Origin of the sequence: Lysinibacillus sp. KCTC 33748 (assembly GCF_002237755.1) — a bacterium.
In the GTDB taxonomy this organism is placed as follows: Bacteria; Bacillota; Bacilli; order Bacillales_A; family Planococcaceae; genus Lysinibacillus.
This window is the reverse complement of sequence record NZ_MWSJ01000029.1, coordinates 18,719-32,415: the sequence shown is the minus strand read 5'-3', so window position 1 is coordinate 32,415 and position 13,697 is coordinate 18,719. Positions and strand designations below refer to the sequence as shown.

Here is a 13,697-nt window from a genome sequence, read left to right as displayed (position 1 = left end):
TTTAATATACAGGAGATGGAAATAGGCTAAAAAAGCGTAATTATTTTTTCGTGGTCATCACCAAAAGTTGTGATGACGTTTGCTAAAATGTACGCCAAGTCTTCGTTCCGGCTGGGCGACTCCTTGGGGATCAGTGAACTGCGCTTATGTGATGAACTTTTTTTATTCCAGCTGAACCTTCCCATAAATGCCGCCACCACCAACTTCGATTGTCAATTGCCCCGTTCTTGCTAATTCAATCATCTTGGCAATTTTATGTGGCACGATTTGTTCGAGTTGTTCTAGCGTAACTCGATGCAAGATGTTCATCTCTGTACCAAATGCTTGTACTAATCGTTCCATCATTTTCGGCCCTAATCCTGGAATAAAGTCTAGTGGTACTTGGTGAATATATGGTGGTCGTGCACGTTTATCAGTTCCTTGCTCTGAAAGCTCCTTTATGCGTGTTGCAACCCCTTTTATAATTTGCGTGCTTTCGCAGTTTGTACAAATTATTGTCGAGTTGCTGAGTTGCTCACCACATTTTGCACAGACGGTTTGATGATATTTACCAAGCAAAGGATTTAAACCATAATTGGCTGTTACTGCTCGACCTTGTTGCTCATGAAGCGCCATCCTTAATTCTGTAAAATTTGCATTAGAAAGTCTCAATTTTTGATACTCACGTGCAATTTTCCCAAGTGAATGTGCATCAGAATTGCTGACAAATGTATATGCTTGCAGTTCTCTAATGTTACTCACCATATCAGTATTGGAGCTTAGCCCAAGCTCTATCGCATCTATAAGCTGAGGGTCAAAAACTTCTGTTAAACTACGATGTACACCTTTACCGAACAAACTTTTAAATGGTGTGAAGACATGGGCAGGAATAAAAAGACCGCCTAATTCATGAACCTTTTGCTGCAATGTGCGCCCATCGCAATAAATTCGCTGAGAGCTTAAATGGATATTTTTCATATGATTAGACATCCAGTCTGAAAATTCCCTCATAAGCGAAAGTGTTGGAAAATAAGCAAGCACATGGATGGGTCCAAGGCAATGCTGATCATAAATCTCAATTTCAGAACCTGGAATAAGTGTAGTTTCTTGAAAACGAAGTCCTCCCTGTTCCAGCTCCTTCAATTCGCCCTGTTCTATCATCTTTGCCATTTCATCCATTACTTCTGGTGAATGACAATCAATAATCCCGATAATCTCTAGTCCCTTTCTTGCGCTTGAATTCTCTAAAATTCTTGCTAATGTTAACGTTTTACTGCCAGTTATTTTAACAGCACGCCCACTTGAAGTGCGTCCAATATGAATATGTAAATCTGCATAGAAATCCTGCATCATTGTAACCAACCCCTATCCACTCTTTAAAGTGAAACAAAAAAACCTCACATTGCTGCAAGGCATTTTATTCGTAATTATGATGGATGATTGCTGTGAGTACTATTATTTGACTCAAAGGCACCCGAGCCCTGTGATGACATTGTTGAAGAATCATAGGCTACTAAGGTCACCCCAATGTTCTTTTCTAGCTCATTAATTCTTTCAAGCTGTTGCTGATTTAGTTGCGCAATTTTTATCTCTTCCATTTTCATCAAATCCTTTCACGAATAAAGTTCCCTAAACAAGAAACATATATACACGAAATAAATGACTGACTGTCAGTCATTTTTCATTGACTTTATTTCAGCTATTTTGTAACATAATAAATAAGCAGGCTAAAAGCGAGGGATTCCATGTCAAAAGAAGAGAAAATTATTCAAGCTGCAATTGAAGTTTTTCGTGAAAAAGGAATTGAAAAGACAAAGGTTTCAGATATCGTAAAAGCTGCAGGTATTGCGCAAGGGACATTTTATCTTTATTTCCCATCACGGCTTTCAGTTATGCCTGCCATCGCAAAAGTTATGGTTGAGAAAATTATTGCTGATATAAAAGATGGTATTTCAACACAGGAGCCTTTTGCAAAGCGGCTTGAAAAGTTAGTAGATATTGTTTTTTCTCTAACAGAGGAATATCGAGATGTATTTGCACTTATCTATGCTGGTATTACACAAACCGAGCATATGAAAGAATGGGAAAATATATATGCTCCCTATTACGAATGGATGAATAATTTCTTATACGAAGCTCAACAAGAAGGAACGATACGTGAATCTCTAAACACTACACGTTCTTCTAAACTTATCATCGGTCTAGTAGAATCTGCTGCTGAACAAATTTACTTGTATGATGACAGTGAAGAAGAAACAATTAGACTTCAAAAGCTTGAGCTCCTCGACTTTTTACATCATGCACTCGGTTTACGTCACGCCTAAGTGACGTTCTCTTTTACACTAAAAATGACTGAATGTCAGTCATAATCATGGATAAATGAAAGGAATAACTATGCAAAAAGATTGGATTTATGTTGGATTAACTAGTTTGTTTGAATTGTTTTGGATATTTGGTTTTAATGTTGCCGGTGCTTGGTGGCATTGGATTATTATTGTGTCCTTAATTGCATTGGATTTTCATTTCTTATCGAAGGCTTGTGAAAACCTACCTACTGGCACAGTTTATGCGACTTTCGCAGGGGTCGGTGCGATTGGTACTACATTAATGGACATTTTTATTTTCGATGGTGAGTTTAATACGATTAAAGGAATTTTCATGTTCATTTTAGTATTGGGTGTTATCGGTCTTAATTTAGCTGATAACCCTTCGAAAGATTATGATGAAAAGAAAGGAGCTAATGCATAATGGGCTGGTTACTTGTTTTATTAGCCGCAATTTCAGAAATTATCGGTGTTGTAGGTTTACGCTTTTATAGTCAGAACAAAACTATACGTAATTTATTAATATATGTTGGCGGCTTTGGTATGTCCTTTGTGCTTTTATATACCTCCTTTAACTATCTACAGTTAAGCATTGCCTATGTAGTGTGGATTGGTATTGGTACAGTTGGGGCTGTTCTCGTGAATATTATATTCTTCGGTGAATCTAAAAACCTGACGCGAATTATTAGTATCATCGCCATTATCATTGGTGTGGCAGGCTTAAAAGCAGTATCTTAATTTGACTTCAATTCTTTAATACTGTGAATAAGCCTTTTGAAATAAACTTTTTCGTTGAAACTTTATTTTATAACTATGTAAATAGTGTATCTTGAGGATTTTATCACTATTAATTAGAGTGACAGGCCAGAAGATATATACTATATACAGTGGTTGATCTTCGTTACGACTGGGCGACTCCTTGGGGCTCATCGGACGCCCCCAGGAAGCTCTGCTCTGTGCGAAAGCGAAGCGTCAGCAACAACAAATGTTTTAACTGTGCGAAAGCGAAGCGGCAGCAACAAATGTTTTAACTGTGCGAAAGCGAAGCGGCAGCAACAAATGTTTTAACTGTGCGAAAGCGAAGCGTCAGCAACAAATGTTTTAACTGTGCGAAAGCGAAGCGGCAGCAACAAAGCGCCCGGTCGGAACGGAAATCAACCCCTCGCTTTGCCAAAAACCATAATTACAACCTTAATTTTTTTGACATAATAGGCTTTGATATATCAATCACTTTATGTAGTTTCTAAAGCTTCCTTCGTGAATTGCTCTGGGATATACGTTAAATATGGCTTACCTGTCAGTGAATGTGTTTGAATATCGGCATAAACCCCAAATACATCTTGTAATAATGCCGGTGTAAGTACTTCTTCTGGCGTGCCAAAACAAACAATTCGACCTTGCTGTAAAACATAAATTTGATCGCAATACATAGCCGCAATGTTTAAATCGTGGATTGCAGCAACAACTGTTAATTGTAAGGTTTGGATTAGATCCATAAGCTGCAATTGATGCTGAATATCTAGATGATTTGTTGGCTCATCTAAAATAAGCACTTGTGCTTGCTGAGCAAGGGCACGTGCAACCATCACACGCTTTTTTTCGCCACCTGAAAGAGAGCTATAGCTACGTTTCTCTAAATGAACGATACCCGTTTGCTTCAGTGCATCCTTTACGATTTGAAAATCTTGCTCTTGATCAAGCTCCAATAGTTTTTTATGGGGTGTTCTTCCCATACTCACTAAATCATGCACTGTAAAATCGAATAAGACCGGTGTTTCTTGACTCACAACTGCTAGATTTTTAGCTATATTTTTACTCGATTGCTTTAGAATATCTTGTTCATTTAATAACACTGTTCCACTTTCTGGTTTTAACAAACGATACATATTCTTTAATAGCGTTGACTTCCCACTACCATTAGGACCGATCAACCCAACAAATTGCTTGTCCTTTATTTGAACATTTACTTCATGTAATATGCGTTCATCAGAAATGGAGAATGATATTTGTTTCGCTTCTAATGTCATATATTTTTAATCTCCTTCACCGAAAGAATAATTGTTACGACGTAGCAGCCAAATGAAAAATGGACCTCCGCAAAAAGCCGTGATAATTCCTATCGGCATTTCCTCAGGGGCAATTAATATTCGAGCAAGTGCATCAGCCCAAACTAAGAAGATCCCCCCTAATAATGCGCTAATCGGTATGACATACTTATGATTTGAACCTACAATTAGCCGTACAATATGTGGAATGATTAAACCAACAAACCCAATTGAGCCACTTACAGCAACCAGCACACCCGTTAATAATGATACTAATAAAATAAGCTGTATTCGAAATTGTTGTAAGTTAACCCCTAATGTAACTGCTGCTTCTTCTCCAAGAAGTAATAAATTTAAGCTGCGATAGTTGAGCCATAACAAGGCAAATACTACAATAAAAATGACTGCAGGAATTACAAGAATACTCCATTTCGCACCTGCTAGGCTTCCTAGCATCCAAAACATGACTGCCTTCATTCCCCCCTCTTGCTTCGACAGCATTAAGATAAAATTTGAAATAGCAGATAAAATAAATGACACCGCCATCCCTGAAAGTAAAAGTCGAAAGACGGACACTCTACCGCCAACATGTGATAAGAAGAAAACTAACCCCATTGCTGTGAGAGAGCCTAAAAAAGCTGATACGGACAGAGCATAAACGCCCAGAAATGAAAAGGCACCTAAAATGATGACAGCTGTGGCACCAACCGTCGCTCCAGAAGAAATCCCTAAAATATATGGTTCTGCAATTGAATTACGAACGAGTGCCTGAATAGCTGCTCCTGCAATTGCCAAGCCTGCTCCGACGATAGCAGCGAGTAATACACGTGGAGCCCTTATTTGCCAAATGATAATTTCCTGTGAGCGACTCCAATCTTGTACGATTGAGCTTTGTATAATAGGGATTTTAGAAAGGATAACCTTCCATACATAAAGTGGTGTAACGGAAACCGATCCAACCATAATTGCAATTGTCATTGAAATTATAAGTACTAGAAAAAGGGTCATTGAAAGTAACATAAATTTTCTATTCATCTGTTTATTAACTCCTAATCATTAAACATCAATTTCACCAAGCCGTAATTGTAGCTGATGCTTCGCTAACATTAGCAGAACGAAGATAAATGAAAGAAAAAAGGGTATTCCATACACATGCGCATGGAAATACCCTAGAATCAATTAAACCTCGGCATAATCGCGTCTTTCAGCGTGTGTTTGGACACCCGCTTAAAGAAGTTAAACATAGTTAGATTATCTTCTACTATTGTCCGTAATCGCTTTCATCCTCGTGGGCATTACAGGAATATAACTAAATGGCAGGTCTCCTGACTTCGAATCAATGCACCTATGATTGCCTTCCCATCCTAGAACAGTGGCTAAGTCATCATAGAACTCCTCGTTACAGTTGCGGGACAGTGTCGGATTTGCACCGACTTCCCTTTTAAGTGACACTTTGTAAAAGATGTCACACCATTAGCATCGAATAATTTAAAATTATGACAATTCTATCATATATTTCAATAGTTAGTCTATACTATCAATCATTTATCAAGTTAAAAAACACCCTTACGTTAACCAGAAATAATAATCAAGTTGACACAAAAACTTTATTTTTTTACACTATTATTATCAACTTTACTTTCTAGGGGTGAAATAATGACAACCGTTGTGGAACATACACATCAAAAATTAAGAACAGTAGATATTGCATACATTGGACTATTTTCAACATTAATGATGATAGGAGCTAATATTACGTCCATTGTACCTTTCATGGTTGTAGGCGGAGTACCGATCACATTGCAAACATTTTTCGCTATTTTAGCGGGACTTATTCTCGGTAGTAGAAAAGGGGCTCTCGCTTGTACTGTTTATATGTGCATCGGTTTAGCAGGCGCACCTGTATTTGCACGATTCAGCGGTGGCTTTGGACAAATTTTAAGTCCTACATTTGGTTTCATTGTCTCTTTTATATTAGCTGCATTTGTCGCAGGGCTTATTGTAGAACGCAGTGGAACGAAGAAAAGCTATATAGTTGCTGCATTAGTTGCAACTGCTATTAATTATTTACTAGGGACAAATTGGATGTACTTTGCCTATAAGCTATGGGCTAGTGCGCCTGATGCTTTCACTTATAAAATAGCATGGCTTTGGATGATGCCTCCTTTGCCAAAGGATATTATTTTAGCTATATTCGCGGGTATTTTTGCATACCGTCTTCAAAAGGTATTAAAAATAATTCCAATTAAATAAAGAGATAAAAAAACTGTCCAAAAGTATATAACATACTTAATTGGACAGTTTTTGGTTCATCACCAAAAGTTGTAAATGACTTTTGTTAAAACGTTTATAGTTGATTGTAGTGTAGACTGGGCGACTCCTCGGGGATCAGCGATAGGGGAACGAAGGCTAAAAGCATCACATCCTGTGATAACGCTTTCGTGACCAACATCGTGTTGGCCCGAGACCCTGCAGCGAAGCGAAGCGGCTCATCGAACGCCCCCAGGAAGCTTTACTCTGTGCGAAAGCAGCGTCAGCAACAAAGCGCCCAGTCGGAACGGAAATCATCCACACGTTTCGGTGCTGATTCCAGTTTTTTATTTTTAAACGTATGTTTTCATCCAGTTTAAGAAGTTAGCAATAACTACATCTAGGAATTTAATAGTACCCTCATCTGTTAAATTGCCTTCAGCATCAAATTTAGTGTGTACTGCGCCGATATAAACATCATTACCACTAAGCAATGGTGAATTTACTCCAGGTGAGAATAAAATATCTCTTAAGTGTAATTGTGCTTTAACAGTACCTAAATTACCCATTGATGCGCCCATCATGAATGATGGCTTGCCAATCATTACTTTATCAACGCGAGATAACCAATCGATGGCGTTAACCATAACACCTGGCACTGTACCATTATATTCTGGAGTCAGCCAAAGAACGGCATCCGCCTCTTTTACTTTTGCTTTAAAATCTAATACTGTTTGCGGTGCTTCATTTTCAATATCTTGGTTATACATTGGTAGGTCATTTAAGCTTAATACTTCAAGATCCAATTTCTCCGCATAACGCTTTTGAATAAATTTCGCTAACTGCAGATTATAAGATTCTTTACGGATACTACCTACGATTGCTACTACTTTCACAATACTTCCTCCTAAATGTGCATTAAATTTATTTTTTGTAAAGCACCTTTATTTTATACCGACCTAATAATAGGTTGCAAATTCTTCAACTGGTTTACGATAACCACGCAAGCGACGACTACTTTCTTTTTCCTTACCAATTGTAATCATTAGCGCAATTTCTTGTGTTTCCGGAACATTAAAAAGGGCTCTCATTTGTTGCTGATCAAAGCCAATCATTGGACATGTATCCCATCCACGATTTTTGGCTGCCAACATAAATAACATAGCTGAAAGTGAAGCGTTACGAATGGCTTCCGCTTTCTTAAACTCCTCGCCGCGCTCTTCATAAAATTTTGTATTTTCTTCGACAAGATTTTCTAACTCACAAGCATTAATAATGCCTAAGTCTACCATCCCTTGACTAAGGTTAGCAGTATTTTTATAGGCTTCTTTATCTCCTAAAACAAGTATAACCGCTGAGGCTGAGTGCACTTTATACTGCCCATATGCCGCTTCTCTTACTTTTTCTTTTTTTTCTTCATCTAAAACAACGATGTAATTAGTATGCTGTAAATTAAAGGCAGATGGAGCAAGTTTGACATCCTCCAAAATGGGACGTATATCTTCTTCGCTCATTTTAATGCCCTCTATAAAATTATTCACAGAACGACGCTTATCTATTACCTTTGCAAATTCCATCCAATTGACCTCCAATCATTTTCTTTTAAAAATATGTAATTTCCATTCAGCGAGGCTTGTGTTTCTCTACTGAATGGAATTAAAAATATTACTCTTATTCTTTATCGAACGTAATCGTACTTCTTACAGTGTCTATAGGACGAACAAGCTCTTCAATTTGTGCACGCTTTGGCTCTAAAAACGGTGGCAACGATAATTTTTCACCTAATGTTTCATAAGGCTCATCCCCCATAAATCCTGGACCATCAGTAGCTAGCTCAAATAAAATTTGTGGTGCAACTCGCGCATAAAGTGATTCAAAGAAGTGACGGTCTACATAACCCGAAGTATTGAAGCCAAAGCTTTCAAATCGTTCAGTCCATTCATCTAATACAGCGCGATCCTCTACGCGGAATGCAGCATGATGTACTGTACCGAAGCCTTGACGAGCTACTGGTAAAACTGCGTTAAACTCTACAACGATTTGTGCACCGTTTCCGCCTTCACCAACCTCAAATAAATGGAAATCCTCTTCCTCTGCAATTTCTGTAAAGAGCATCACTTTTTCTAGCATTTCTTTGAAATATTTAAAATTAGCAACTCTTATAATAACCGGACCTAAGCCTGTAATTGCATACTCAAGAGGAATCGGTCCATCTTGCCATGGAGTACCTGATGCAACGCCTGTATTGTTTTCATCAGAAATAAGTTGATATTGCTGATCATCAAAATCTACGAATGATAAAGTTTTCTTGCCAAATTGCTCTTGTATACCTGTATGTTTAACATTTAATCGATCAAAACGTTTTACCCAATAGTCCAATGCCGCATCTGTAGGCACGCGGAATGAAGTTTTGGAAATTTCATTAGCTCCATGCACACCTTTTGGGATGTTTGGGAAATCGAAAAATGTCATATCAGTACCAGCACTACCTTTATCATCTGCAAAGAATAAATGATATGTTTGGATATCATCCTGATTTACTGTTTTTTTCACTAATCGCATCCCTAATACATAAGTAAAGAATTTATAATTCTCTTCCGCACTACTTGTAATAGCTGTAACGTGGTGAATTCCTTTTAAATGATTCATTTTATGTTCCTCCTATTTATCTCGAATTCGAGATATATACGTAAAATTTTTTATTTTTCAACTGCGTTTAAACCAACCTTTTTTAAAGACAGGATCATTGTGTCCATCTCCTGTTGATCTAATACTTCAAAAATCTCATTAATTTTTTGTTCATGCTTTGGAAATATTTCTTCCATCAACGTTTGTCCTTCATATGTTAATAAAACATATGTGACACGACGATCCTTTGGGCAAGCTCGTCGATACACAAAACTTTTTTGTTCGAGCTTATCAATAACATACGTAATACTACTGCTTGCAATTAAAATTTTCTTTCCAATCACTTGAATTGGTTGCTCACCATGGTGATATAAAAACTCAAGTACTGAAAATTCGGTTTGATTTAAATCGTATTGAAGTAAATCTCTCTTTGTTGCATCCTGAATCGTTTGATACGCCCGGAACAAGACCGTAAAAGCTTTTAAATTACGATTGTTTTCCTTCATACGACTCCCTCTTCTCATTTACTTCGAATTAATTTATCTTTAATTCGAGATAATAATAACATATAAAATTATTAACGGCAATCCTTTTGTTTTACTGTAATCATCAATTATGCCTCGTCATATTTGTAACTGCCGTTTCACTTTCGGTACAGAAAACAACTGCTGAAAGAAGTTAAAAAGGGCATCCCCTAAAATAGGAGATGCCCCTTCATATATCGATTACTGATTAATAGTAGTAATGGCGGCCGTTGTCTTCCTCATTTATAGCCTTTGCTAGACGAACTGTAGAAATCGCCAAATCTGCATACGTCACTTTCCCAGTAGCATTGAATTTATTTTGCTGTCCATCAATTAGACCCATCGCACTTGCTAAAGCAATATAACCTGCGTATTCCTGTTTAATTGAGCTTGCATCAGCGAAGTTTAATTTGTAAATGTCACTATGCTTAGCAGCACTCTCTAAATTTAATATACGTACTAACCATTCTGCAAGCTCTTGACGAGTCAATTCTTTATCTACTGCAAATTGATCCGCCGGTTGTATAATATTCATGCCTACAGCTTGTTCAACGACTCCATATAATGGATGCTTTTTGTCAATGTTATTAAAGGATTGCTTCTCGTCACCTCTTCCATAAGGACCAAAATCATAATATCCGTATGTTAATGATTTAACTAAAATTTTCAAAGCTTCTCCCTTGTTTACAGCTGTATCAGCGTTAAAGTTCGCTGGGTCTTTAACTTCTAATACATTTTGTTGTAGTAAATAATTTAATTCTCCTCCAGCTGTTGGATGTGAAATAGCTGGTTTTTCTTTGGCATCATCAACATCTTGAAGCCATTTACCAGTTGTTGCATCAATACTATTGAATAAGCTTCCATCATAAACTGGAGAGTATACTAAATCATAGTGATGTTTATCCTCGCCATCCTGTTTTGCATACTGAAGCTCCAAGCCTAGCCCCTTATTGAACGTTTCTTTTGCTTTATCAGCAGGAATAGCTTTATTCACAGCTGGCCAATTATCAATCTTGTGATTACTAATATTTAATGAACTTAATTTCCCATCTGCACTAATACCTACAGAAATTTCATCCCCTACTACAGCAATACCATTGACAATACGTGGGAAGGAGAAGTAATAACGTTTACTATCTTTATCATATATTGTTTCTTCTATTGGTTTTGAATAGTTATGAAGATAGGACGGAGCCCACTCTTTTAAGTAGTCTATCGCTTTTGCTAAAGCAGCTTCTTTTGCGATCGGTTCAACTTTCTGATCTGTTTCCATGAAATCTCTACGTATATCCCAGTAGTCTGTAATCTCACCCGTTGCCTTGTTCACTTCGAATGATGCGCCATATCCACTATTTGCTAAATGATACATATAATTCACTGAATAAATTGTCTCACCATTGTCATTTTCTCTTTCATTAACCGACTCAATTTGTAGCTTCACTTTGTCTGAATCGACTTTCAAGAAAGACTTAGCTAACTCTTCAACTTCTGCTACTGTAACGTCCTTCTTTCTAGGTTCAAGTGGTTGCGATGCCAGTTTTTCTACACCTTTTGCCGTTGGTACTTGAGAAGTAAAACCATTTAATGTATGCCACTGCCCATTTAATGCATGCACACCCGTGAAGTTTGTTGGTGGCATATACACAAGCTTCGCAATAGATTCGCCTGTTTGGTAGTTATAATCCACTATATAGCGTAAATCTACTGACAAATTTTCGCGAACTTGTGCAAGTATATCTGATTCATTCTTTTTCTGATCTACATTATCAAATGTTGCCTTACTAGTTGACTCAGTATTACGATACATACTTACAACTTCACCATTTGCTAGAACAGTAATATTGAGATTCTCATTACTTAATGGTACACCATTATGTGTTGGCGAATAATTGAATGAATACGTAATTGGTTCAGATAAAGGTCGACTAAAACTAAAACCAAAATCACCAAACCAATCGTCTTCACGAAGCTTGTAATTTGCAGTATTCGGCAATTTCTTTAAGAAGTCTTGGGCAATTTTCTTTGCCTCAGCCTCTGAATACTTCACTGGATACAATGCATCCGCTATATTGGCAGGTTGATAGTGGAAATATTCTAATTCTAAATTTTCGCCTTTAAACGTAAAATCACCAAAAACATCTTTGCCATTGATTGTCTTTTGGAAGCTTAAGTCATAGCGTATTGTAGCATCATCATTAAAGTAATGCGCTTCCCCCATTGAGAAATCTTTCTCTGATACAAATTTGAACTTGCCTGGGAATAATGTATTCAATTGCTTAATAAGCTCACTTTTTGTAACCTTTGTTTCTGTTGAAGCTACTTGGATTGCAACTCTCTCTTGTGATTCTTTTACATTTGCTGAAGCTTGTGCCATTGGCGAAATTACACCCACTGAAAATGCAGTAGACGCTAGTATGATACCTAACTTTTTGAATTTATCCAAAATATACCTCCTAAAATATCATTTACCATTATTATAATATATATTTCCATAAATGGAAATGTCATTTCCAGATAATTAATATTTATTAGAAAAGGGAATGAGCTCCTTTTGCAGAGAAAGTATTTACTCCTTAAGATTCTCATTTCTTTACTACATCAAAATTTGATCCAATCAATAGCCAATTTTGCGGGAACGGTAGACCTAATTTCCAGTAGCCCACTCCTCTAAGGTTGTACCTTTTGATTAAATTGAACTTCGCTTGAATAGATCTTGCATCCTCGAACCACACCACATGTGCTCTACCTTGCTCATCATAGTATTCAAAGAACGGAGCTTGAGATCTCAAATCAAACTGAATAGCGGCATTATATTTTTTAGCAATCTCAATTGCTTTTTGTGGACTAATTGCTTCTGCATTCGGGCCCCCTTGTACAAAAGGCAATGTCCAGTTATATCCATATAAATTCTGTCCAAGTATAATTTTGTTACGAGGTATCTCGCTTACTGCATATTTTACAACCGCCTCTACCTCGGGAAGTGGCGATACGGCCATAGGTGGCCCTGCAGAATACCCCCATTCATAAGTCATTAACATAACAAAATCCACTATTTCTCCATGTGCTTTATAGTCATGCCCCTCCGTCCATGGACCACGCTCACTAGCACTTGTTTTTGGGGCTAGTGCTGTCGATACGGTATAGCCTTGTGGGTGGAATCGACTCACCGCTCTCCTTAAAAAATTGTTATACGCTTCTCGTTGATCGCCCGGCAAATTCTCAAAATCGAAATGAATATCTTTAACGCTTCCTAAACGCTTTGCCTCTTCAAGAATATTACTAAAAAGCAAATCCTGTACTGCTGTACTTTGAAAAATATCTCGCGCTAAATCACCGCTAAAACTAAAATTCTCCAAATTTGAGACAACCATCGCTAGAGAAGCTCCTGTATCATTAGCAATCTGCGTCACCCCTTGACTCGGGGGACTCTTAAGCGTTCCATCCCGCCTTGCCTCATAGCTAAATAAAGCTAGATACGTTAAAAACGGACCCGCTTCTCTTGCTTGGCTCAATAATGCCTCACTAACGAATGTCCCTCTCGGCTCTAAATACGCCAATGTTTCAGCTTTTGTTTTTGGTTGAGGTGGAATATAAAGTCGCATACCAATCGATAAAGGCTGACTCGGACTAATATTATTGACTTGAGCAAGTGTTAAATAATTAATGCCAAAGCGTTGGCCGATTGAATATAAACTATCCCCTGACTGAACATAATAAAAATTTCCGACAATCGGTATTACAAGCGCTTGCCCGACAACTAATCGATTCGGTTCAGGAATTTGATTGGCATCTACAATACTTTGAACTGTTGTCCCATACGCCTGCGAAATACCCCATATGGACTCCCCTGCCCGTACAACATGTATTTGAATGACAGTGCCTCCTTCTTGCTTGATAAAATTACACCTATAAAGCTTATGAATTAGAAAAGGAAAAGATGTCATTAC

At 37.5% G+C, this 13,697-nt stretch carries 14 protein-coding genes and 1 riboswitch; of the genes, 4 read left to right on the top strand and 10 right to left on the bottom strand.

Annotated features, from left to right (window positions below):
• Positions 1-162 precede the first annotated feature (162 nt).
• A complete protein-coding gene (locus tag B1B04_RS22765) occupies positions 163-1,329 on the bottom strand; it encodes an endonuclease Q family protein (protein WP_079563656.1) in 1,167 nt (388 codons plus the stop codon).
• A gap of 77 nt (positions 1,330-1,406) precedes the next feature.
• Positions 1,407-1,577 carry a hypothetical protein gene (locus tag B1B04_RS25835; protein ID WP_170939060.1) on the bottom strand — a complete coding sequence of 57 codons (171 nt, stop codon included), beginning with the start codon at positions 1,575-1,577 and terminating at the stop codon, positions 1,407-1,409.
• Between the two features lie 147 nt (positions 1,578-1,724).
• Between B1B04_RS25835 and B1B04_RS22760 the strand changes: the two genes are divergently transcribed.
• From B1B04_RS22760 to B1B04_RS22750, 3 genes are all read left to right on the top strand, one after another.
• Positions 1,725-2,303: a TetR/AcrR family transcriptional regulator gene (locus tag B1B04_RS22760; protein WP_079563633.1), complete on the top strand. Its 579-nt coding sequence runs from the start codon at positions 1,725-1,727 to the stop codon at positions 2,301-2,303.
• Positions 2,304-2,373: 70 nt separating this feature from the next.
• Entirely contained in the window at positions 2,374-2,727 is a 354-nt protein-coding gene (locus B1B04_RS22755) for a DMT family transporter (protein WP_079563632.1), read from the top strand.
• Complete coding sequence (locus tag B1B04_RS22750; RefSeq protein ID WP_079563631.1) at positions 2,727-3,041, top strand: DMT family transporter; 315 nt, start codon at positions 2,727-2,729, stop codon at positions 3,039-3,041. The genes B1B04_RS22755 and B1B04_RS22750 overlap by 1 nt, the downstream gene beginning before the upstream one ends.
• 494 nt (positions 3,042-3,535) lie before the next feature.
• Here B1B04_RS22750 and B1B04_RS22745 read toward each other — a convergent pair whose 3' ends face one another.
• Both B1B04_RS22745 and B1B04_RS22740 read right to left on the bottom strand, forming a co-directional pair.
• Positions 3,536-4,330 carry a heme ABC transporter ATP-binding protein gene (locus tag B1B04_RS22745; protein WP_079563630.1) on the bottom strand — a complete coding sequence of 265 codons (795 nt, stop codon included), beginning with the start codon at positions 4,328-4,330 and terminating at the stop codon, positions 3,536-3,538.
• 6 nt (positions 4,331-4,336) lie between these two features.
• Positions 4,337-5,383 carry a FecCD family ABC transporter permease gene (locus B1B04_RS22740; protein ID WP_079563629.1) on the bottom strand — a complete coding sequence of 349 codons (1,047 nt, stop codon included), beginning with the start codon at positions 5,381-5,383 and terminating at the stop codon, positions 4,337-4,339.
• A gap of 263 nt (positions 5,384-5,646) precedes the next feature.
• Positions 5,647-5,838, bottom strand: a riboswitch (cobalamin riboswitch).
• Positions 5,839-6,004: 166 nt separating this feature from the next.
• Here B1B04_RS22740 and B1B04_RS22735 point away from each other — a divergent pair.
• Positions 6,005-6,601, top strand: coding sequence for a biotin transporter BioY (locus B1B04_RS22735; RefSeq protein WP_079563628.1), 597 nt, complete (start codon positions 6,005-6,007; stop codon positions 6,599-6,601).
• A gap of 350 nt (positions 6,602-6,951) precedes the next feature.
• Here the strand turns inward: B1B04_RS22735 and B1B04_RS22730 are convergent, their stop codons facing one another.
• From B1B04_RS22730 to B1B04_RS22705, 6 genes are all read right to left on the bottom strand, one after another.
• A complete protein-coding gene (locus B1B04_RS22730) occupies positions 6,952-7,494 on the bottom strand; it encodes an NADPH-dependent FMN reductase (RefSeq protein ID WP_079563627.1) in 543 nt (180 codons plus the stop codon).
• A gap of 63 nt (positions 7,495-7,557) precedes the next feature.
• Complete coding sequence (locus B1B04_RS22725) at positions 7,558-8,175, bottom strand: nitroreductase family protein (RefSeq protein ID WP_079563626.1); 618 nt, start codon at positions 8,173-8,175, stop codon at positions 7,558-7,560.
• Positions 8,176-8,269: 94 nt separating this feature from the next.
• Positions 8,270-9,247, bottom strand: a complete 978-nt coding sequence (locus B1B04_RS22720; protein WP_079563625.1) for a ring-cleaving dioxygenase — start codon at positions 9,245-9,247, stop codon at positions 8,270-8,272.
• A 50-nt stretch (positions 9,248-9,297) separates the two neighbouring features.
• Positions 9,298-9,732 (bottom strand): MarR family winged helix-turn-helix transcriptional regulator, encoded by a 435-nt coding sequence (locus B1B04_RS22715; RefSeq protein WP_079563624.1) that lies wholly within the window; start codon positions 9,730-9,732, stop codon positions 9,298-9,300.
• Between the two features lie 226 nt (positions 9,733-9,958).
• A complete protein-coding gene (locus tag B1B04_RS22710; protein WP_079563623.1) occupies positions 9,959-12,193 on the bottom strand; it encodes a YcdB/YcdC domain-containing protein in 2,235 nt (744 codons plus the stop codon).
• Between the two features lie 139 nt (positions 12,194-12,332).
• Positions 12,333-13,622 carry a glycoside hydrolase family 18 protein gene (locus B1B04_RS22705; protein ID WP_079563655.1) on the bottom strand — a complete coding sequence of 430 codons (1,290 nt, stop codon included), beginning with the start codon at positions 13,620-13,622 and terminating at the stop codon, positions 12,333-12,335.
• Between the last annotated feature and the right edge of the window lie 75 nt (positions 13,623-13,697).